Annotated in this window: 20 protein-coding genes; 9 read left to right on the top strand and 11 right to left on the bottom strand. The window is 62.1% G+C overall.

Annotation, left to right across the window (positions count from 1 at the left end; genetic code table 11):
* Nucleotides 1–291 precede the first annotated feature (291 nt).
* Together AO064_RS07795 and AO064_RS07790 are read left to right on the top strand one after the other, a co-directional pair.
* On the top strand, nt 292–1,143 hold the full coding sequence (locus tag AO064_RS07795; protein ID WP_064052928.1) for a GNAT family N-acetyltransferase: 852 nt from the start codon (nt 292–294) through the stop codon (nt 1,141–1,143).
* Between the two features lie 23 nt (nt 1,144–1,166).
* The gene (locus AO064_RS07790; protein ID WP_064052927.1) at nt 1,167–1,880 is read left to right on the top strand and encodes a cupin domain-containing protein; all 714 of its coding nucleotides are present in this window, start codon (nt 1,167–1,169) and stop codon (nt 1,878–1,880) included.
* Between the two features lies 1 nt (nt 1,881).
* Here the strand turns inward: AO064_RS07790 and AO064_RS07785 are convergent, their stop codons facing one another.
* The gene (locus AO064_RS07785) at nt 1,882–2,766 is read right to left on the bottom strand and encodes a LysR family transcriptional regulator (RefSeq protein ID WP_064052926.1); all 885 of its coding nucleotides are present in this window, start codon (nt 2,764–2,766) and stop codon (nt 1,882–1,884) included.
* Between the two features lie 95 nt (nt 2,767–2,861).
* On the opposite strand from AO064_RS07785, the gene AO064_RS07780 reads away from it, so the two are divergent.
* The 4 genes from AO064_RS07780 to AO064_RS07765 all read left to right on the top strand — a co-directional run bounded on the left by AO064_RS07780 (nt 2,862) and on the right by AO064_RS07765 (nt 7,808).
* Nucleotides 2,862–3,998, top strand: coding sequence for a DSD1 family PLP-dependent enzyme (locus tag AO064_RS07780; RefSeq protein WP_064052925.1), 1,137 nt, complete (start codon nt 2,862–2,864; stop codon nt 3,996–3,998).
* Entirely contained in the window at nt 3,988–5,172 is a 1,185-nt protein-coding gene (locus tag AO064_RS07775) for an NAD(P)/FAD-dependent oxidoreductase (RefSeq protein ID WP_064052924.1), read from the top strand. Before AO064_RS07780 ends, AO064_RS07775 begins: the two co-directional genes overlap by 11 nt.
* A complete protein-coding gene (locus AO064_RS07770; RefSeq protein ID WP_064052923.1) occupies nt 5,169–6,014 on the top strand; it encodes a GNAT family N-acetyltransferase in 846 nt (281 codons plus the stop codon). The genes AO064_RS07775 and AO064_RS07770 overlap by 4 nt, the downstream gene beginning before the upstream one ends.
* A 330-nt stretch (nt 6,015–6,344) precedes the next feature.
* Nucleotides 6,345–7,808 (top strand): aldehyde dehydrogenase family protein, encoded by a 1,464-nt coding sequence (locus AO064_RS07765; RefSeq protein ID WP_064052922.1) that lies wholly within the window; start codon nt 6,345–6,347, stop codon nt 7,806–7,808.
* 214 nt (nt 7,809–8,022) lie between these two features.
* On the opposite strand, the gene AO064_RS07760 is transcribed toward AO064_RS07765, so the two are convergent.
* Nucleotides 8,023–8,511, bottom strand: a complete 489-nt coding sequence (locus AO064_RS07760) for an Hcp family type VI secretion system effector (protein WP_015884849.1) — start codon at nt 8,509–8,511, stop codon at nt 8,023–8,025.
* A 187-nt stretch (nt 8,512–8,698) separates the two neighbouring features.
* Between AO064_RS07760 and AO064_RS07755 the strand changes: the two genes are divergently transcribed.
* A complete protein-coding gene (locus AO064_RS07755; protein WP_064052921.1) occupies nt 8,699–9,613 on the top strand; it encodes an Ssp4 family T6SS effector in 915 nt (304 codons plus the stop codon).
* Complete coding sequence (locus AO064_RS07750) at nt 9,610–10,116, top strand: hypothetical protein (RefSeq protein ID WP_015884851.1); 507 nt, start codon at nt 9,610–9,612, stop codon at nt 10,114–10,116. The genes AO064_RS07755 and AO064_RS07750 overlap by 4 nt, the downstream gene beginning before the upstream one ends.
* Before the next feature lie 4 nt (nt 10,117–10,120).
* Here AO064_RS07750 and AO064_RS07745 read toward each other — a convergent pair whose 3' ends face one another.
* From AO064_RS07745 to AO064_RS07735, 3 genes are all read right to left on the bottom strand, one after another.
* On the bottom strand, nt 10,121–11,455 hold the full coding sequence (locus AO064_RS07745) for an LLM class flavin-dependent oxidoreductase (protein ID WP_064052920.1): 1,335 nt from the start codon (nt 11,453–11,455) through the stop codon (nt 10,121–10,123).
* Nucleotides 11,456–11,620: 165 nt separating this feature from the next.
* Nucleotides 11,621–12,394: an OmpA family protein gene (locus AO064_RS07740; RefSeq protein ID WP_064052919.1), complete on the bottom strand. Its 774-nt coding sequence runs from the start codon at nt 12,392–12,394 to the stop codon at nt 11,621–11,623.
* A gap of 10 nt (nt 12,395–12,404) precedes the next feature.
* The gene (locus AO064_RS07735) at nt 12,405–12,797 is read right to left on the bottom strand and encodes a DUF4398 domain-containing protein (RefSeq protein ID WP_064052918.1); all 393 of its coding nucleotides are present in this window, start codon (nt 12,795–12,797) and stop codon (nt 12,405–12,407) included.
* A 317-nt stretch (nt 12,798–13,114) separates the two neighbouring features.
* Between AO064_RS07735 and AO064_RS30090 the strand changes: the two genes are divergently transcribed.
* Complete coding sequence (locus AO064_RS30090) at nt 13,115–13,492, top strand: c-type cytochrome (RefSeq protein ID WP_082893896.1); 378 nt, start codon at nt 13,115–13,117, stop codon at nt 13,490–13,492.
* 61 nt (nt 13,493–13,553) lie between these two features.
* Here the strand turns inward: AO064_RS30090 and AO064_RS07730 are convergent, their stop codons facing one another.
* Genes AO064_RS07730 through AO064_RS07705 form a run of 6 tightly spaced genes read right to left on the bottom strand, consistent with a single transcriptional unit; the run spans nt 13,554 to nt 20,679 of the window.
* Nucleotides 13,554–13,988, bottom strand: coding sequence for a RidA family protein (locus tag AO064_RS07730; RefSeq protein ID WP_015884856.1), 435 nt, complete (start codon nt 13,986–13,988; stop codon nt 13,554–13,556).
* Between the two features lie 11 nt (nt 13,989–13,999).
* The gene (locus AO064_RS07725; protein ID WP_064052917.1) at nt 14,000–15,583 is read right to left on the bottom strand and encodes a flavin monoamine oxidase family protein; all 1,584 of its coding nucleotides are present in this window, start codon (nt 15,581–15,583) and stop codon (nt 14,000–14,002) included.
* Between the two features lie 12 nt (nt 15,584–15,595).
* On the bottom strand, nt 15,596–16,519 hold the full coding sequence (locus AO064_RS07720; protein ID WP_015884858.1) for an ABC transporter substrate-binding protein: 924 nt from the start codon (nt 16,517–16,519) through the stop codon (nt 15,596–15,598).
* Between the two features lie 18 nt (nt 16,520–16,537).
* Complete coding sequence (locus AO064_RS07715) at nt 16,538–17,311, bottom strand: amino acid ABC transporter ATP-binding protein (RefSeq protein ID WP_015884859.1); 774 nt, start codon at nt 17,309–17,311, stop codon at nt 16,538–16,540.
* Nucleotides 17,304–18,269: an amino acid ABC transporter permease gene (locus AO064_RS07710; protein ID WP_043205611.1), complete on the bottom strand. Its 966-nt coding sequence runs from the start codon at nt 18,267–18,269 to the stop codon at nt 17,304–17,306. The genes AO064_RS07715 and AO064_RS07710 overlap by 8 nt, the downstream gene beginning before the upstream one ends.
* A gap of 16 nt (nt 18,270–18,285) precedes the next feature.
* The gene (locus tag AO064_RS07705; protein WP_064052916.1) at nt 18,286–20,679 is read right to left on the bottom strand and encodes a TonB-dependent receptor plug domain-containing protein; all 2,394 of its coding nucleotides are present in this window, start codon (nt 20,677–20,679) and stop codon (nt 18,286–18,288) included.
* Between the last annotated feature and the right edge of the window lie 759 nt (nt 20,680–21,438).

The raw sequence follows: 21,438 nt of genomic DNA, 5'->3' as shown, positions 1-21,438 counted from the left end.
AGGTGCCGAGTGTTGGGGCAAGAGCCTTTTGGTTACTTTTGGGCTCCTTTCAAAAGTGACCCGCTGTAAGAGCGGAACCCATACCAGCCGCGACCCAAATAACGGATCTACACTCACCCCCCTCATAGCATTTACTACCGCCGCCCCACAAAAATTAAGTAGTACCTGTGGCCCCACAACCCACAGCCCAAGGAATCTACCGAATATCCCCACCCCCCTTGCCAGCCCCCAACCCAGGTGGGATACAAGCACCCTGACGCCGCAAAAAACCACGTTCTATGGAGGCATGCCATGTCCGCCCTGCCACACCCCGCTTATACCTACCGCCCTATGACCACAGACGACCTCCCGGCCGCCCACGCCCTGTCGGTACAACTCAAATGGCCCCACCGCCTGGAAGACTGGGCCATGTTGCACCGGGTCAGCGACGGCTTCGTGGTGACGGACGGCGAGCGGCTGATCGGCAGCGCCTTCACCTGCCCCCAAGGCGATTACGCCACCATCGGCCTGGTGATCGTCAGTGATGACTACCAGGGCCAGGGCATCGGCCGACGCCTGATGGAAAAAGCCCTCGCCGCCTGCGGCTCACGCACCCCGGTCCTCAACGCGACCCTCGCCGGTGCGCCGTTGTACGCCAGCCAGGGCTTTGTCGAATTCGGTCGGGTGCAGCAGCATCAGGGCCAGGTGCAGGTGCCTGCCCTGCCGCCGCTGGCCAACGGCGAAACCTGCCGCGCCCTGCACACCGATGATCACACCGCCCTGCTGACACTCGCCAAAGCCGCCAGCGGCCTGGACCGCCGCGACGTTTTACGCGACCTGCAGGTGGAGCACGCCGTGGGCATCGAGCGCGATGGGCAGCTACGCGGCTTCGCCCTGCTGCGACCGTTTGGGCGTGGGCGGTGCATCGGCCCGGTGGTGGCCGAGCACATCGAGCAGGCCAAGCACCTGATCGGCACATTGCTGGTCCAGGTGCCGGACGCCTTTGTGCGCATCGACATTCCCGTCGCCTGCGGCCTCAGTGACTGGCTCGAACAGGCGGGCCTGAAGAACGTCGACACCGTCGCGCAGATGGCCCGAGGCACGCCGCCCCAGGCCAGCCAAGGCCTACACCCCTTTGCACTGATCACCCAGGCGATCGGCTGACTTTTCCTCCCGGAGCACTCCCCATGTCATCTCCCCGTATCCTGCTGTTGGCGCGTGCCGACGGCAGCCGCGTTGCCACGTCCTTCAACACGGGCGCCTTGAGCGCGTTGGACCCGTTCGGCGACACCCGTCAACTCGCTTGGCGAGGCGACGATGGTGTGTCCGCAGGCCTTGTAGGGTTCAGCGGTGACACCGTGATCGAAGACTTCCCCCACAGCGAAACACTGGTGGTGCACGCAGGCTATGTGGTGCTCAGCAGTGCCGAGCAAACGCTGGAACTGGGCATCGGCGCCAGCGCCGTGATCGGTCGTGGCACACGCCTCACCGTGCAGGCGAGCGCAGGCAGCCAGTGGGCGTTCTGCGCCTACGATCAGGCCGACGCCCCCGCCCGCCCCGGCCTGACCCTGCTCGACCCGCGCACCCTGCTTAACCCCTCGGCCGCGCCGGAAGCGCAGATCCTGATCGGTCCCACGCCGCAGTGCCGTGCGTTCAACCTGTTCGACGATGCGGTCACCGAGCTGCGTATCGGCATCTGGGACTCCACGCCCTACGCCCGCCACGGCCGCCCGCACAAACTGCATGAGTTGATGCACCTGCTCGAAGGCCGCGTCACCCTGCAGGATGACAGCGGTGCCGAGGTGACGGTCAACACCGGTGACAGCGTGTTTGTGGCCAAAGGCGCGCCGTGTGCCTGGAACAGCACGGTGTATGTGCGCAAGGTCTACGCGGTGAAATAAATCAGGCTTTCAGCGCCTCTTCCAGGAACGCCACCAAAGCTTGGACGCGCGGGCTGCGCAGTTTGCGTGACGGCACCAGCAGGACGATCGGTGCGCTGTCAAAGCTCCAGTCCGCCAACACACGTACCAGGCTGCCGCTGGCGATGGCGTCACTCACATCCCACTGCGAACGCAGCACCAACCCCAAGCCTTGCTCGGCCCAGCGCCGGGCAACGCTGCCGTCGTTACTCAGCAACGCAGGCTCCACGCGCAACGTCTTGCGACCCTGCCCCTTGCGCAGGTGCCACAGCGTCACATCCTCATCGTTTTCTCGAATGCAGATGCAGCGATGCTCGGCGAGTTGGTCCGGGGAGGACGGCACACCGTGCGCTTGCAGATAGGCCGGGCTCGCGCATAACCAGCGCTCGTTCGGCGTGAGTTGCCGACCGGTCCACAGGCTGTCGTTGAGATGGCCGATGTGGATCACCGCATCGCTGTCATGCCGGTCCGGCCAAGGGGTCTCGCGCAGATCCAGCTGCAGGCAAAGCTGCGGATGCACTCTGGCAAACCGTGCCAACAGCGGCGCGATGCGCTGGCGGCCATAGCCAAACGGCGCGGCCAGCCTCAGTGTGCCCACCAGTGTTTCGTCCTTTTGCCTGAAAGACTCCGGCAGCGCTTCCAACTGCTCCAGCAGCAGCGCACTTTCGCGGGAAAAACGTTCGCCGTCGGCGGTCAAGCTCAGGCGCCGCGCATCGCGGTTGGCCAAGGTCAGCCCCAGCAGCGTCTCCAACTTACGCAGGCGCATGGACAGCGCCGGCGGCGACACATTCAGGACTCTGGCGGCAGCACTCAGCGACTCGCAGCGTGCAAGTGTGGCGGCCAGGCGCAGGTCTTCGATGGAGATCATTCAATTTTACTTAATGATTGATTAGCTTCGATTGAACCACACCTTAAGGATGCCTGAGTAGAGTGCAACCTGAACCCCGCCATTCGAGCCCTGCCATGCCCACGCCGATTGCCGCCCTCGACACCCCCGCCGCACTGATCGATATCCCGCGGATGCAGCACAATATCCAGTGCATGCAGCAACGTATGAATACCCTCGGCGTGCGTTTACGCCCGCATATCAAGACCAGTAAATGCCTGCCGGTGATCCAGGCGCAGCTCGCTGCGGGCGCCAGCGGTGTCACGGTGTCGACCCTCAAGGAGGCGCAGCATTGCTTCAGCCAAGGCATCCTCGATGTGTTTTATGCCGTGGCCGTCGCGCCGGGCAAACTGCCCCAAGCCCTGGCCCTGCGGCGCCAAGGCTGCAACCTGAGCCTGCTCACCGACAGCGTCGCCGGTGCCCAAGCCATCGTCGCGTTCGCACAGCAACACGACGAGCGCCTCGATGTCTGGATTGAAATCGACTGCGATGGCCATCGCTCCGGCCTGGCCGCTGAAGACGAGGCCCTGCTGGACGTGGCGCGAATCCTCAGCGACGGCGGCATGCACCTGCGTGGCGTGATGACCCACGCCGGCTCCAGTTACGAACTCGACACGCCTGAAGCCCTGCAAGTGCTGGCCGAACAGGAGCGTGCGCTGTGCGTGCGCGCCGCGCAAAGAATCCGCGCGACCGGGCTGGCATGCCCCGACGTCAGCATCGGTTCCACCCCCACGGCCCTGTCGGCGCTGAACCTGGACGGCGTCACCGAAGTGCGCGCCGGTGTCTATGTGTTCTTCGACCTGGTCATGCACAACATCGGCGTGTGCCAGCCGGACGAGCTGGCGCTGAGCGTGCTGACCAGCGTGATCGGCCATCAACCGGAGAAAGGCTGGGTCATCACCGACGCCGGCTGGATGGCGATGAGCCGGGACCGCGGTACCCAGCGTCAGCGTCAGGACTTTGGTTATGGCCAAGTGTGCAGCGAAGCCGGCGTCTGGCTCGAAGGCGCGCGCGTCACCGGCGCCAACCAGGAACACGGCATCATTACCCTGCACACCGTCGACGGTGATGACATTACCGAACGCTTCCCCATCGGCAGTCGGCTGCGCATCCTGCCCAACCATGCCTGTGCCACCGGCGCGCAGTTCCCGGACTATCACGCCCTGGACGCCGACGGTGGCGTGCACACCTGGAGCCGCCTCCATGGCTGGTAATCAAGCAGGATCAAAAAGCGATGTGCTGATCATCGGCGGCGGCATCATGGGGGCGTCGTCCGCGTTTTTCCTGCGGCGGCGCGGTTGTTCGGTCACGCTGCTGGAACGTGACCAGATCGGCCAGTACGCCAGCGGCGTCAACTTCGGCAACGTGCGCCGCCAGGGACGCTACCTGGGGCAGCTGGAGCTGGCGAATCGTTCGTGGGCGCTGTGGAAACGCCTGCCGGAACTGATCGACGACGACCTTGAATTCATCCCCAGCGGGCATATGCGTGTGTGTTACCGCGAAGATGAAATTGCCGAACTGGAGGCCTACGCCGCCGCGCCGGAAGCGGCGCAGCTGGACCTGCAAATCTATCGCGGCGCCGAGTTGCACAAACGCTTCGGCTTTCTGGGACCGGACGTAAAAGGTGGCTCCTACGCGCCTCATGATGGTCACGCCAACCCGCGCCTGGCAGCCCCGGCGTTTGCCCGCGCGGCACGGCGTCTCGGTGCGCGCATCGAGGAAAGAACCGAAGTCGCCGACGTGGAAAAGGTCAACGGCCTGTTCCACGTCACCACCACCGATGGGCAATTGTTCGTTGCCGAGCAACTGTTGATTACCGCCGGTGCCTGGGCGGCGCGGTTGTCCGAGCGCTTCGGTGAACCGGTACCGCTGGAGCCCAACGGCCCGCAGATGTCGGTCACCGAACCGGTGCCCTATGCCTTGCCGACCGTGATCGGCGTGTTTACCAAAATCAAGGAAGAGGTGATCTACTTCCGGCAGATCCCGCGCGGCAACATCATCATTGGCGGCGGCAATCGCTGCACCCCGGACATGACCAATCGACGCGCCTATTTCAAGCCCGAGAGCCTGCTCAACCAGATGCGCCAGATGCGCCGACTGCTGCCCGGCGCCGAAAAGCTGAACATCATCCGCGTGTGGAGTGGCATCGAAAGCTACACCCCGGACTCCCTGCCGGTGATGGGCCCAAGTGGCGCCGTGGACGGGCTGTTTTATGCCTTTGGTTTCTGCGGCCACGGCTTCCAGCTTGGCCCTGGCGTGGGGGACGTAATGGCCGAACTGATCAGCACCGGCAGCACCAGCACCCTGATCAGCCCCTTTGATATCCGGCGGTTTACCCAACCTTCGACGGTGCCCGCGAGCGCGCCCACCACAGGAAAACTGATATGAGCCACGCCTATGTTTATCGCTCGGCCACTGCCGCCGACATACCCGCCGCCCATGCGCTGTCCGTACACCTGAAGTGGCCTCACCGCGAGGAAGATTGGGCCATGGTGCAGCGCACCTCCGAAGGCTTCGTCGCCGAGCATGACGGCCATCTGGTGGGCGTGGCATTCGCCTGTCACCAGGGTGCTTACTCCTCCATCGGCCTAGTGATCGTCAACGATGCGCACCAAGGCAAAGGCATCGGACGCCGGCTGATGCAGCTGTGCCTGGAGGCTGCGGCGCCGCGCACGCCGATCCTCAACGCCACCGAATCCGGCGCACCGCTTTACGCAAGCATGGGCTTCGTCGATTTCGCGCGCATCCAGCAACATCAAGGCGTGCCGCAGACGCCAGCGCCACAGCCCTTGGTCGAGCACACGCAATGCCGCGCGCTGAGCCTGGCCGATTACCCGCAGGTGATTGAACTCGCCAATGCAGGCAGTGGCCTGGACCGCACCGGGGTGCTCAATGATTTGCTGCCCACGGCCGAGCACGTGGCCGGCCTCGAGGTGCAAGGGCAACTGCAGGGTTGCGCCCTGCTGCGTCGATTTGGTCGCGGGCATATCATCGGCCCGGTGGTCGCGCAGAACCCGGACCAGGCCCGACAGTTGATCACCCACCTGCTGTGGCTGATTCCCGGAGCCTTCGTGCGCTTCGACATTCTGGCCGATTGCGGCTTGGCCGGCTGGCTGGAAAGCCTGGGGCTGCCGTGCGTGGACAGAGCACCACGCATGGTGCTGGGCGTGCCCCCGCAATCGCGCGACGGCGTCCAGCAGTTTGCCCTGGTAACGCAAGCAATCGGCTAGCAAGCACAATCTGCGGCAGAGGATATGTAGTGAGCGGGCTTGTCGGGTCGCCGCATCGCCCGCGCTGGGGTGCGAAGCGGCCCCAATACGGGCCAATGCATTCCTCCAGGCAAAACGGAGGCGCATGGTTTCAGGGGCGCTTCGCACCCCAGCGCGGGGCAAGCCCGCTCACTACAGAGAATCTAGTGGGCTGCGGGGATGTCGGATTCAGCAGATTATCCCTTGCAGGCTTGAATAACGGCATCTTTGGGTGGGGCCGTTTTGCTAGTTTATCGGGAAGACAGGGCCGTGCTGTTCGCAGCGCCATTACCGCTCCAGGGAGCTCGTTGGATGACCACACACTCTTCGCATAGCAACAGCATCGATCCGCACACATCCCAGCGGTTTTACATCGACGGCCAGTGGGTTTCGCCCGTCATCCCGGCCAGTTTACCGGTGGTCAATCCGGCCGATGAGACGGTAGTCGCCCAGGTGGCGCGTGGCTCGGCCGCGGATGTGGACCGCGCCGTCGCAGCAGCACGCGCGGCGTTTGCGGGTTGGTCTGCGACCCCGGCCGCCGTGCGCGCGCAGGTGATTGGGAACATCCACGCGCTCATCCTTGAGCGCAAAGAGCAGTTGGCCCAGGCGCTGTCCCTGGAAATGGGCGCGGCGATCAGTTTTGCCCGGGCGATGCAGGTGCCGTTGGCGGCTGAACACGTTCGGGTCGCACGTGACCTGCTGTCCAGCTACCCATTCCAGACCGTTGAAGGCGGCACCGCGATCGAGCGCGAAGCCATCGGCGTCTGCGGCCTGATCACACCGTGGAACTGGCCGCTGTACCAGATCACCGCAAAAGTCGCCCCGGCCATCGCCGCCGGCTGCACCGTGGTGTTGAAACCCAGCGAACTGTCGCCGCTGAGTGCCCTGTTGTTTGCCCAACTGGTGCACGACGCGGGCCTGCCGCCTGGGGTCTTCAACCTGGTCAACGGCAGCGGTGCCGAGGTCGGTGCAGCCATGGCGGCGCACTCCGATATCGACATGATTTCAATCACCGGTTCCAACCGCGCCGGCGCGCTGGTTGCACAAGCCGCGGCGCCGACGGTGAAACGCGTGACCCAGGAGTTGGGCGGCAAGTCGCCGAATATCCTGTTGCCCGATGCGGATTTCGCCAAGGCCGTGCCGTTGGGCGTGATGTCGGCGTTTCGCAATGTCGGGCAATCCTGCAGCGCACCGACCCGGATGATTGTGCCGAAACACCGCTTGGCCGAAGTCGAGGCGCTGGCGGCGGCCACCGTGGAGGCAATCGTCGTGGGCGACCCGCAGTCGGAAGACACGGTGCTGGGTCCGATTGCCAACGAGGCCCAGTTCAATCGCGTCCAAGCCATGATCGCCGCCGGCCTCGACGAGGGGGCAAAACTGGTGTGCGGTGGGCCTGGGCGGGTGGCGGGTTTTGATAAGGGCTTCTATACCCGGCCGACCGTGTTCTCTGAGGTGCAGAGTGGGATGCGCATTGCCCAGGAAGAAATATTTGGACCGGTGTTGTGCATTATTGCGTATGACTCGGTGGATGAGGCGGTGGCGATTGCCAATGACACGGTGTATGGGTTGGGTGCTCACGTTCAGGGTCAGGACTTGGAGCTTGCGCGGGCGGTGGCTTCGCGTATACGGGCAGGACAGGTGCACTTGAACCATCCGGCTTGGAACCCGATGGCGCCGTTTGGGGGTTACAAGCGTTCAGGGAATGGGCGGGAGTATGGGGTACAGGGGTTTGAGGAGTATTTGGAGACTAAGGCGATTATTGGGTTTGGTGAGTGAGTTCTGGGGAGCTACATGATTTCTTGTGGGGCCCTCGTGACGGGTATCAACTGCTGCTATGTGATTTACAGGATGTTGGATCTGATTGAGTACATATCCATTGTTTAGGTAACGGCGGCTATGGGTACCGCCCTTACGGCGGGTCACTTTTGGAAAGCGCCAAAAGTAACCAAACGCACGCCCCACCACTCGGCGCCTATGGCCTTCCAAGGTATTACGCTTTGATGTTTTGCCGGATGTTCCAGCCGAATTTCACCGGCCCGCCGTCTTTGGCGCCATCGGCTTTCTGCGGCTGGTAGCTGATGTCGACGCTGGCGAAATTCAAGGCGATACGGTCGTAGAGCAGGTCATCTTTACTGTCGGCACCGGTGCCGTAGGACACCACCATGACTTCCTTCAAGGTGATCACCAGGTACTCCACCGGGCTGGTGCCTCCCGCTTTGCGCACCACCAGTCTTGCTTCTGGGTAATGCTTGCCGCTGGCGCAGGCCATCATCAGGTTGGGGCTGGATTTATCCAGCGGTTTGGTCAGGTTCAGGTTGGCGAAATCGGCCTTGCCTGCCCCGCCGCCCGTACCGGAGTGCATCGATCCCGTCTGCGACAGCCCCCAGGCCCACTCGGTGATATCGATCTCGTCACGGTGAGCCTGGTCCCGTGATTCACCCTTGATATCGCCCAGTTTCAAAAACATATCGACTGCCATGTTGGCTCCCTGTCCTGTGCTGCGCCGTGAGTGACGCGGGGCGCACTGTTCCTGAATCGGGGTGGTACTCACAAGGTGGTCAAGCAAGATCGGGAAGGGCCCGTCTCCAAAAGGCGAAACGTCTGACATTAATTTGCTTCGCTGCGTCTTTAACCTCTCAACTCCGCGAATACCCAGGAGTTAAGGAATGACGGCCTCGCTGCTTAAAGATGGATTCCCCTCGGCTCACCGCACCACACGCCAACGCATTGAAGGCAGCATTGACCTGCGTCGATTGTTTTCCGTGATTGACAGCGACCCGGCGCTGATTGGCGCGGGGGTTGTGTATATCGATGAGGTGTTCAATGTGGTGGTGCTGCGTGAATTCCAGGCGATCTGCAGCGTACAGCCGATCAAGGTCGTGCTGCGTGAAGCGCCACGGCACGTGGGGCCGGTGGAGTTCAAGCGGATGCTGGAGCATGAGCCTCGGGAGTCGAGGTTAGTGGCGGAGGCGGTGAATACGGCGGTGACGTGTGCGGGGGCGCTGCTGAGTTGGCTGGTGGTTACAAGTGGGGTTGTGCTGATGCCGTTTACGGCAGGTACGAGTGCGTTGATTTCGTTCATTGGTAAGGCCGCAGCGGTGGCGGGTTCCGTTCAGTGTATGGCTGGCGTTATCCGAACCGGATCAGAAGCGGTGTTCCCGCAGGTCAATGACTATTTAGATAGTGAATCCTGGTATCAGGACGCGACGGCAGTGTTGGACGGCATTTCTTTACTGGGCGTTGCCACTTCTATGTTGGTCACAGTGAAAGCAGTCAGTACAACCACACGAGTAACCGGAAAACCCCTTCGTTTAGTGCTCAAGGGCCTGACGCGGCAAGAGAGGGCAAAACTGAATGACGAGATGCTTAGAATTCGAGACCCGAGGTTGACGTCCAAACTGCTCAAGTTGGAGAAAGCTATGGGTAGAGCCCCCAAGCGTATCAGCGCTACGAATATGCAGCGTGCGACGGCTACCCACATAATCGACGTATTGGCTGCATCGTTGAGCGTCACCAGCAGTGCAACTAACGGAAACATCAGCACGATTGCGATAGGCATCTACGAGGAGGTCAGCCAGTGAGTGGGCAGGAGGAGATAAAAAACCAATACTACTCAACTGTGTTTATTGAAGATCCCTGGAAGCTTCTGAAGCGGTACATGCCTGTAATCGGGGCAGACATGCTTATCGCATGTACCTCACTAGGATTGACGGCAACGCTGACAATGCTCACTTATCTCTCAACGTACCCCGTAGGTTTTGCTGCCAAAACCGCTCTTTTCGGCGCCGCAGGACTTGGCGCAGTGTTTGCCCTTGCCAAATACGAAGTGTTGTACGGCCGCACCTACTGGGTCTGGCTGAACGTCGCGATATACCTGATCTGCCTGCTGATAGCGCTTCCCACAATCGCCTACCGCCCCGACCTGTATCTCTACTCGATGGCCATCCTCGGCCCATTGATCGGGTTGTTGATCCTCAACTGCAACCGCTGCCGCGAACTTCGGCAAAAATCAGTCGAAATCCGCCACAAGCGCCAAGCCATCATCGCGACCCTGAAAAAACAAGGTCGCTGGAAGTGGTGGTGACCCGTTACGCCGCTGCCGCCCGCGCCGCAGTGTGCCGATTCACCGGCACCGGCAACCCCAAATGCCCGCGCAGCGTGCTGTGGCTGTACTCACGGCGAAACAACCCTCGCGCCCGCAACAGCGGCAACACTTGATCAGTAAACCGCGCGAAGTCCTCCGGCGCGCCCACGTGGATGTTGAACCCGTCCACCGCGCCCTCGACAAACCAGCGCTCAATCTCGTCCGCCACGGTCTTGGGCGAGCCGACGAAGCTGGAAAACGGTTTGGCAAAACGCAAGGCCGCCTGACGTAAGGTGAGCCCTTGGTCACGGGCAACTTGCTTGATGTTTTCGGCATGCCCGCGATAACCGTTGCTGCCCAGGTCGCCCAGGTCCGGGAACGGTTCGTCCAGGGGGTATTGGCTGAAGTCGTGGTAGTTGAACGGCCGCCCCAATTGCACCAGCGCCTTGTTCAGGTCCAGCTCGCCGTTACGCTCGCGGTCGATGGCCTGGGCTTGCTCATCGGTGTCGGCAATGATCGGCGAAATGCCGGGCAGGATGGTCACATGATCGGGGTTGCGCCCGGCGGCGGCGGTGCGTTTTTTGATGTCGCTGTAATAAGCTTGGGCGTCTTCGAAATTGCCCACCCCCGCAAAAATCCCCTCGGCATAGTTGGCCGCCAGGCCACGCCCGGATTCGGAAATCCCCGCCTGAAAAATCACCGGTTGGCCCTGGGCCGAACGCGCGATGTTCAGCGGCCCGGTGACGGAGAAAAACTCACCGTGGTGATCGAGGCGATGCTGGCGTTGCGGGTCGAGGAACACCTTGTTTTGCTTGTCATGCACAAAGGCATCGTCTTCGTAGGAGTCCCACAGCCCCTGCACCACCTCCAGGTGTTCGGCCGCCCGGCGATAGCGTTCGGTGTGGTCGATATGCTGCTCACGGCCGAAGTTGCCGGCTGCGCCTTCCAGGCCGGTGGTGACCACGTTCCAACCTGCGCGGCCACCGCTGATATGGTCCAGGGACGCAAACTGCCGCGCCACGTTGAAAGGTTCGGTATAGGACGTGGTGAGGGTCGCCACCAGGCCGATGTTCGACGTGGCGCCGGCGATGGCCGAGAGCAGCGTCAACGGTTCCAGGCGGTTGAGGAAGTGCGGTGCGGAGTCCGGTGTGATGTAGGGGCTGTCGACGATGAACACCAGGTCGAACTTGGCCGCTTCCGCCTGTTGTGCCTGCGCGCGGTACCAGTCGATATCCACACTGGCATCACCTGGGATTTGCGGGTGCAGCCATTCGTTTTGTGCGGTGCCGACGCCGGTGAGAATGGCGCCGAATTTGAGTTGGCGAGGCAAGGTGGGCATCAAGGTATTCCTCCGTGGATGGCAGCGGTGCTGGCCTGGGGAGGATGACCTTAATGCCCGTGGGCGGGGCTTGTGAAAGGCTTTATAGATCTATGCTAATTATTAAAATTATTGATCTAAAAAAATCCATACCTGCATAACTCGCATAACAATCACTGGCACGGCTTAGCGCCGGGCGCTGACCGCTGAACCGTCGTTGGACACAATCACTTCCACCCGGCGATTCAATTGGCGCGACTGCGCACTCACATTATCGGCGACCGGAAACTGCTTGCCGTAACCCATCACCGCCATGCGCTGAGGCCCCACGCCGAGCTGTTGCAGGCCACGGGCGACCGCTTGCGCACGTCGCTCGGACAAGCTCTGGTTGAAAGCATCGCCACCGGTGCTGTCGGTGAAGCCCTCTACACGTACCTGACGCTCCGGGTTCTGCAACAGGAAGGTTGCCAACCCCTGGAAGTCGCGTTGGCTGCCCGGTTTCAGCTCGGCCCTGCCGGTGTCGAACAGCACGTCGCCAAAGGTGACGACCTGGCCGCGCTCGGTCGGCCGGGCTTTCATCGCCTGTAATGCCTTGAGCTGCGCGGTGCGCACGTCGAGCTGTACCTGGGTGCGGTCCACCGCAATGTTATCGAGCTGGGCGTCGGTTTTGCGACTGACGATGGTCTGCTCGGCCAGCGCGATTTTCTGCGTCGCCAAGTACGCGAGCTGGTCGATTTGTGGGTCGGTACGGTTGTGCAGGGAGAGTTGGTTGGCACGGTCCACAGCATTGGAAGCAATGCGCGTTTCAACCGCCGCCAGGGTGTTGGACTCAGGCTTTTGCTGCAGGCTGGAGAATTGGCTGCGCGCTTGCAGGAGTTGCGGGTTTTCCGGCGGGGTGGCGCAGCCGGCCAATGCCAGGCCCAGGGCCGAAAGAGCAGGAATGACTAAAGTGGCACGCATGGAAGGATCCTCAGTGGGTAGTCGCGGGGGCGTTGAGCATTTCCTGCTTGAGCACCTGGATGCCCTCTCGCGCCTGCGTCAAGACCTGTTGTTTACGCACGGCATTGGCCTTGGCTTCGGCCAGGCTGGCATCGGCTTCGATCTGCTCGGCCAAAGCGTCGACCTGGAGATAATTTTTCTCGCCGATGGCTTGCTCCATGCGCGCCAGCTTGTCCTGGGCTGTTTTCATCTCCAGCGGTGCGAATTGGGTGGCCTGCGCCGACAAGGCGCGCCCAACCGAATCACGGGCCATGGAGATTTTTGTCGCTGGCAGCGGCGTCGCGGCACAACCTGCCAATGCACCGGTGACGATCACAACCAAGGCCGAGCGGCACAGGCGTTTGCTCACGTTGGTCATTTTCATGTGTTGACTCCTAAGCATTTACTGATGGCTACGGGACGGGTAGAAACAGCCCTCGCCGTCTCGCTTGCGTTCAAGCGATCGCGCCACATCCTAGGAGGAAAAAGACGAGCATAAAGAATGAAAAATCCCACCATCATGTAGGAGTTTTCTCGAAAAAAATGCGTAACCTTAGGCAACGCACAGGGAGAGCGGGCGCCCTTGCGTGCAAGGATGTCCCGCAGGAGAATGGCGGCCTCACCATCAGCCAGATAGTAATTTACTCAGTAAAATCAAACGGTTGAGATGAAACAAAGCCGTTATGACAAGGACGTATAACAATGAAAATATCAGTCATCGCGACACTGGGCATTTTATCGCTGACTCAAACATCACTCTGCTTCGCGGATAACGTCAACGGGAAAACGCTCTACTCACAGCGCTGCGCGCTATGCCACGGCGCCGATATCAAAGGAACCGGGCCCCTGGCCAACAAAAGCACCCCGCCTACACCCGACCTGACAACAGCTACGTTCAAACAACGCCTGCATGATTACCCAGGCGTCATTGTGTCTTCGGTAATACTGCGCCCCAATGGAGACTTGATTCCAAGAACGTTGCGAGAGAATGGTGTAAAGCTGGCACCGCACGCGTGGAGCGTTAACGACTTTCGCGATTTACATCAGTACATGAGCGGTGTGATTGCAAAAAGTCGGTGATGTTGAGCTGAGCGGTCGACTGAGCCCGACAACCGCTCGCCTGCACCTCCCCCCATGCGCATCACACTGTTCTGGCAGCGATCGCCTCCACTTCAACCAACGCACCGGGCAATGGCAATGCCACCACTTGCAACGCTGTGCGTGCCGGTTTATTCGGCTGCGCAGGCGTGCCAAAGAACTGGGTGTAGCCCGCCTGCAAGCCGGCGAAATCCAGCTTGCCACCCGTCTCTTCGGCGCCCACCAGGAACACCCGTAACTGCACGATATCGCCCAGGTCCAGGTCTTGCTGGCGCAGGATCGTGCGCAGCTTGTTGAAGACCGAGACCGTCTGCACTTCGGTATTGCCATAGGCCGCCGGCGTGCCTGCCGGGGCGGTCGCGTCGTGCACGTCAGGCAAGGTGCCGCTGACAAAGATCAGGCTGGCTGAAGCCGGTACGGTGACGGTCTGCGAGATCGGGAAATCGCCGACACGGGTGCGTTGGATGCTGTCGCTCATGATGAAGCTCCTTACGAGGCGGCAAGTGCCGCAAGGTGTGTTTGTTGGGTGACCCGTTCGGCCAGTTGCCCGACCACATGGCGCGCCGAGTTGGCCGCCGATTCCTGCCAGATACCGACGCCGCTTTGCACCAGGCCGTCGCCGGCGAAATACACCCGGCCATGCCCGGCTTCGAGCAAGGCGCTGGCGTCGGCCGGAAAGTGTTCACGTTGCAGCCAAGGGCCTTCGCTGTAGGGAATCTGTTCCCAGGACACCGCCAGCGGGTGGCGCAGGTGTTTTGAATAGCCCGGATGCAACAGTTCCACGGCCTCCTTGGAGGTGGCGTACTGCTTGTCGAACGGCTGCGCGCCAAACACGTCGGCGCCCTCCCCGGTCACGTAGCCCGCCACCAGCAAGCCTTCGCGGGTGTTGAGCTCGTTGCTCGGGTACCACAGCAGGCGTGCCGGGTGTTCGATCCACGACAGGCCACCGTAGGTGCGGTAGTCGGTTTCCCAGAAGCGCGGCGACTGCCACGCGACTTTGGTCGCCTGGTCGCTGCGGGTGCTGAGCAAAGCGGCCTTGATCGGGTCGCTGAAATCGGTGTCGAGCTTGGCCAGCAGCGGTAGTGGCAACGTCGAGATCAGGTAATCGGCGCGGACCACCTGTTCGCGACCGCTGAGCGTGTCGTGGTAAGTCACCGCCACGCCGTCTTCCAACTGGCGGATCCGCCGCACCTGGGCGCCCAGTTGCACGTGACCTCTGACGCGCTGGTAGAAGGCATCGGTGATGCGGTCCATGCCCCCCACCGGTTGGAACATGGTGGCGGAGAACTCCGGGAATTCAGTGTGCAGCAGCGCGCCCCACAGTTCCGGGTGCAGCAATTGGTCGAGCTTCAGCGGACCGCGGCTGGCGGGTAAGGCACCGGGATGCGCAGGCGATTCCAGGTGCCCCGAACGAAGCGTGCCGTCGAACGCCAACGCTTGTGACAGGTCGCCATACACCTGCAAAAACGCCAACAATCGCGTGCGTTCTTCAGCGCTCAACAGATCGTCGAGGGCATCGCGCTGCACGGCTTTGGCCAGCAAGCCGGACACATGCCCCCGCGCATCGTTGATCGCCTGGCCGACGGTGAACGCCGGCTTTTGCACATCCGGCCGCACCTGGGCGCCATGGCTGCTGTTGACCAGCACTTCCAGCGGCACACCCAACTCACTGCAATAGTCGAGGATCGTACGGTGTTGGCTGGGAATCCGTGCAGGCCCGGCATTGAAGTAATGCCCAGGGTCGAATGCGGCGGTTTGCGTGCGGCCGTCCTTGTAGTCCACGCGGTCGCCGTTGCGGATCGTCCAGGTGCGGCCGCCCACCCGCTCACGGGCCTCCAGCACGTGCACGTCGAACCCGGCGCGGGTCAGTTCCAGCGCCGTCACCAGCCCCGCGATTCCGGCCCCCAGTACCAGCACGCGAGTGCCCTGCCCCAGGCCGCTCTTGAGTTTCAGCGGTTGCGGGCGACGGTGTGACGACGGCCCCAGGCCCAATGCCGCCAGCGCATCCTTGGCGGCCTGCTCGCCGCCTACCGCAGCGATGCTCGACAGCGCTTCACGTCGTGTCAGTCCCATGTCGATGCCTCCTTAATCCGGCAGCCCCGGTGGGTTGATCAGCGATTTGTCGACACGCTCTACGTCGAGGCCCCAGCGTTGCAGCACCTGTTCGTATTGGCCGCCGGCAATCGCGCCTTCCAGGGCGGTGTGGATCGGCTTGACCAGGCCGTTGTCCTTGCGCGTGGTGACGGCGATGTCCGCCTGCAACGGCCAGCCGCCGTTGACGGTGCCGACACGCTTGATGCCGCCGGTGATCGCGGCGGAATAGGCGTACACCGAATTGGGACCGAACAGGGCATCGCTGCGACCGGACTGCACCGCCAATTGCGCGGCGGCCTGGTCGTCGAAATACTGCAGCAGCGCCGGTTTGAGGCCGGCCTTTTCATTCGCCTCGTTCCACGCCAGCAGGACTTTTTCCTGGTTGGTGCCGGACCCCACGATAATCTTCAAACCGGCGATGTCCGCCGCTTCCTTGATCTCGCTGATCTTGCTGGTGCTCTTCACATAAAACCCGAGCACATCCTGGCGGTAGGTGGCGAAGTCAAAACGCTTCTTGCGCGCCTCGGTCACGGTGACGTTGCTGATCACCGCGTCGTACTTGCCCGAACTGACGCCCAGGGGCCAGTCCTCCCAGCTGGTCTGCACCACGTTGAGTTGCAGGCCGAGGCTGTCGGCGACCAGCTGCGCGGTGTCGGCCTCGCTGCCGATGGTGGTCTTGTCGTCGCTGGCCAGCAGCGCCAGCGGTGGCCCCGCCACGCCGGACACGGCCACGGTGAACTTGCCCGGCTGGGCGAACTTGAAGCCTGGCGGGATCTGCGCGATGGCCGCCTCGTTACGCGGCACATGGATGCGCGGGCGGTCGGGGCTGAGGTCGACCTGTTGCACGGCGAGCGCGGCTTGCGCGGTGCCGACGGCGATCGCCAACAGCGCGATACGAGCAGTAGAGGTAAACATGGGCAGTCACTCCGTTAACTAAAGCACCTTGCCGAGAAAAGCCACGGTGCGGGGATGTCGGGGTTGGCGGAAAATCTGTTCAGGCGGGCCTTCTTCGATCAACTGGCCGTCGCAGAGGAACACCACGTGGTCGGCCACCTCGCGGGCAAAGCCGATCTCGTGGGTGACAATCACCAGGGTCACACCCAGTTGGGTCAGGCCTTTGATCACGTCGAGGACTTCGCCCACCAGCTCGGGGTCGAGGGCCGAGGTGGGCTCGTCGAACAGCAGCACTTTCGGGTCCAGCGCCAGGGCGCGGGCAATCGCAACGCGCTGTTGCTGGCCGCCGGAGAGCTGGCGCGGGTAGGCATCGACCTTGTCCGCCAGGCCGACCTTGGCCAGCAGTTCTTGCGCCTTGGCCTGGGCGTCGGCCTTGCTCCAGCGCTTGTGGGCCAGCGGTGCTTCGGCGACGTTTTCCCAGGCGGTGAGGTGCGGGAACAGGTTGAAGTTCTGGAACACGAAACCCACGTCGATGCGGCGCTTGAGGATTTCGCGCTCCTTGAGCTCGTACAGCAGGTCGCCCTTGCGGCGGTAGCCGACGTATTCACCGTCGATGGTGATATGCCCGCTGTCGATCTTCTCCAGGTGGTTGATGGTGCGCAACAAGGTGGACTTGCCCGAGCCGGACGGCCCGAGGATCACCGTGACCTTGCCTGGATCGATGGTCAGGTCGATATCCTTTAGCACCTGCTGGTTGCCAAAGCGCTTGCCCACGCCCTGGATCTGAATGCGCCCGGCGCGTGCCTCACCCATGGGTTTTCTCCTTCAACCAACCGCGTAGGCGTTGCAGCGGCGTGGGCGGTAGCACCCGTGCGGTGCCGCGCGCAAAATGGCGCTCGACGTAGTACTGCGCGCTGGTGAGCACGGTGGTGATGATCAGGTACCAGACGGTGGCGACGATCAGCAGCGGGATCACCGCCTGGGTGCGGTTGTAGATGACCTGCACGGTGTAGAACAGCTCGGGCAGCGCCAGCACGTAGACGATGGACGTGCCCTTGACCAGGCCGATGATTTCGTTGAACCCCGACGGCAGGATCGAACGCAGCGCCTGGGGCAGGATGATCCGGAAGATGCGTCTCGAGGCCGGCAACCCCAGGGCCGCCGCCGCTTCATGCTGGCCAGCATCCACACCGATCAGGCCGCCACGAATGATCTCTGCCGCGTACGCCGCCTGCATCAGGCTCAAGCCCAACACCGCCACGGTGAATTGGCTGAGCACATCCACCGTCGACCATTCGGCGAACACCACGCCGGTGAACGGCACGCCGAGCACGATGTGGTCGTACAGGTAGGCGAAGTTGTAGAGGATGATCAACACCAGCAGCGCCGGCATCGAGCGGAAGAACCAGATATAGCCCCAGGCCAACGCCGCCAGCAGCGGCGAGCCCGACAGCCGCGCCAATGCCAGCGCAGTGCCGAGGATGATGCTGAACACGGTGCTCAGCAGGGTCAGCAACAACGTCTGCCCCAAGCCGCGCAGCACCGATGGGGAGAAGAACCACTGGCCGAACACGCCCCACTCCCAGCGCGGGTTGGTGGCCAGGGAATGCACGATGGCGAGCAGCACCAGCGCGGCGAAGATCGACCCGGCCCAGCGCCAGGGATGCCGCGCGGGCACCACTTGCAGGGCCTTGATCGGCGTGGAGACACGGGCCTGGCGCACCGGGCTGGGTGAGTCAATCAGGTCATAGGATTTGGCGACGATGGGCATGGTGTATTCCTCGGCCTTAGAAGGCATAGGTCAAGCGGGTGTAGTAGTACCCACCGGTAAAACCGTAGGGCGAATAGGTGCCGTAGCTGCTGACCATGGTGCTGCTGGGCACGCCTTGTTTCTTGGGGTAGATGTCGAACAGGTTCTTGGCGCCGATGGCCACGTTGAGGTCTTTGGTGAGGTTGTAGCCAAGGTCGAGGTCGGTGATCCACTTGGCGCTGTAGACCCGGTCGAGGTCGCGATTGGCCGATGCATTCACTTCCTTGTAGGACCCGTAGCGGGTCAGAGCCAGGTTGAGGTGGAAGCGGTCGATGCTCCAGTCGCCGCCCAGGATCAGCTTGGTATTGGGCTGCACGCCAGTGATCAGGTTGCGCGCCTCGCGGTTCATCAACTCATAGGAGGTGCCAAGGATGTTGGTCGACTCCTTGTAGTTGAGGATTTTGGTCTGGTTCCAATTGAACGCCGCCGTCCACTTCAGCGAACCGTACTGGCCGAGGTCCTGACTGTAGTTGCTGACCAGGTCCAGGCCTTTGGTACGGGTGTCGGCGCCATTGATGAAATACTGGCCGCCCGAGGTGGAGTTGATGCCGTTGTTCTGCAGCACCTGGGTGATCTCGGGACCGAGCAAGGTACCGGTGAGGGTGATGCGATCGCGCAGGTTGATCACGTAGGCATCGGCGGTGAAACTCAGGCGGTCGGTGGGCGTGAGGGTGAAACCGAGGCTGAAGTTGGTCGAGCGCTCGGGCTTGAGGTCCTCGGCCCCCAAGGCCCTGGCCGCCGCCGAGCCCACCGGCAGTACGCCGTAGTTGATCGACTGGTACACACCGTCGACCACGCCATAGGTGGTGGAGCGCGCACTGAACAGGCTGTTGGCCAGGGACGGCGCGCGGAAGCCGTTGCTGACGGTGGCGCGCACGGCAAATTCGGGGGTGAAGTCGTAGCGGGTGGTCAGCTTGCCGCTGCGGGTGGCGCCGACGCCTTGGTTGTAGTGCTCGTAGCGGAACGCGGTGCCGACGTACCAATCCGGCACCGGGTTGAAGCCCACGTCGACATAACCGGCGAGGCTGTTGCGCGAGGCACTGCTTTCTTCATCCGGCGAAATGCCGTTGGTGACCTGCGCCCCGGACGACGCGCAATTGCCCGGTGCCACGCAGTAGCCGCCGTTGGCGTAGGACTCGTAGTCACCGGCCTGCACCTCATAGGTGTCGCGCCGATGCTCGAAGCCGTAGCTCAGGTCCAGCGGCTTTTGCAGACCGATGTCGAAGCCGCGCTTGAAGTCGAGGTTGGTGGTCAGCTCGGTGGAAATCCACGTGCCGGAGGTGAAGTGATTCGGCGTGGCCTCGCCCAGCGACGGGTTCTGGTTGTGGGTGGTGCCCTGCTCCGCCGCGTTGCGCCCATAGGTGGTGGACAGGTCCCAGTCCCACTCGCCGACGGTGCCTTTGCCACCGAAGGCAGCCTGGAAATCGTCTTCGTCGATAAACCAGGTGGGCGTGTAGCCCGACGGGTAGCCGTTGGGCCCGGTGGTGATGGTGTTGGTGATGGTCGGCAGGCGGAAGTTCTGGCCTTGCTCGGCTTTGCGTCGCGAATAGGTGGTGAAGGAATACAGGCTGAGGCTGTCGTCGATCGGCAGCTCGGCGTTGTAGCCCAGGGTCAGCAGGTTGGTCTTGGGCGTGCCATAGCCGCCGTACGTGGACTTGCCCGCCAGGCCATAGGCTTGCTCATAGGTGTAGCCGTTGGCGCTGGCCTTGTTGTCATCATTCTGGCTGCGGGCGTCCAGGGCCAGCTGCACGATGCCGCCGTTGCCGATTTCGAAGCCCTTGTTGAGGCTTTGTTGCACGGTCTGTTTCTTGCCGTCATAGCCCAGGCCGGCGTTAGTCACCGAGGTGCCGCTGGTGTCGGCCTTGAGGATGACGTTGATCACCCCGGCGATGGCATCGGAGCCATATTGGGCGGCGGCGCCGTCGCGCAGGACCTCGACATGATCGATGGCGCTGATGGGAATCAGGTCCAGGTCGGCCGGTGCCGCGCCGGTGTTGATACCGTTAATGTTCAAGGTGGCGGCGGTATGACGGCGCTTGCCGTTGACCAGCACCAGCACCTCGGCGGCGCTCAGGCCACGCAGGTTCGGCGCGCGGGCGATGCCGCTGGCGTCCCAACCGGTTTTTTCCGGCAGGGTCAGCGACGGGATCACCGCGCTCAACGCTTCCATCAGGCCGGGCTTGCCGGTGCTTTGCAGTTGCTTGGCGCTGACCACATCGATCGGCACCGGGCTGCTGGTGACGGTACGTTGTTCGGCACCCCGGTTACCGGTGACCACCACGGTGGACAGGGTTTTGTCGTCCTGGGCCTGGGCGGTGTTGGCCAGGAAGGCCAGTGCCAGTACGGCGGTCGGTTGTAAGACTTGCTTCATAGCCACTCCAGACAGTCCAAATCGCGAAGTCGGGCAGGCACGCGGGCGGGCGCGGTGCTCGATTTTTTCAGGGGTGTTGCGGCGATTGAGGACTAGGTGTGCGGCGAGTGTGGGGATTGAGTTGGCAACATACGTTGAGCTCCCTTCCAACGATTCTGCCGTGGGCTTGTCGCCCGGTTATGGCGCGCAGAATCTTGATTACGCTGGGTACCATCCGAGGTCAGGGGTAGGCTGTTGCGATCAAACATAACGGAATGGGTTTTGAAAATATAATGCTATTTGGGTATAAGCTAATATTCTCTACTTTTATTATTAATGAACATTTTTATTCATACAAATAATGTCTTTTTGAGATTGTCGTTGGGTGGACGGGGTACATATCCGTTGTTTGGGTAACGGCTGATATTGGTTCCGCTTTTACAGCGGGTCACTTTTGAAAGGAGCCCAAAAGTAACCAAAAGGCTCTTGCCCCAACACTCGGTGCCTCGCCTAGGCTCGGCATACCCTCACTCCGGCTTGAATCCGTGGGCCGCCGCCACGCGCCATCCATGGCGCGGGGCGGCTAACCCGGCGTCCTGCCGGGTTACCCACGGATTCAAGCCTGCGTTCGGCCAGCGTGTTTGACGGGGCGCCTAAGATCAAAATCAAAAGCAGATCAAAAGCAGGCTGATATCTACCTGATGCGGCGTTTTTCAAGGTAGTTGTCGTGTCTCCCGTCTTGCTAGGCGACCTTCACGACAACTGTCAGCTCCCTTTCGG

Origin of the sequence: Pseudomonas marginalis, from assembly GCF_001645105.1 — a bacterium.
Classification (GTDB): Bacteria; Pseudomonadota; Gammaproteobacteria; order Pseudomonadales; family Pseudomonadaceae; genus Aquipseudomonas; species Aquipseudomonas petroselini.
The sequence above is the reverse complement of the archived record's forward strand: the minus strand, read 5'-3'. Positions and strand labels throughout refer to the sequence as shown.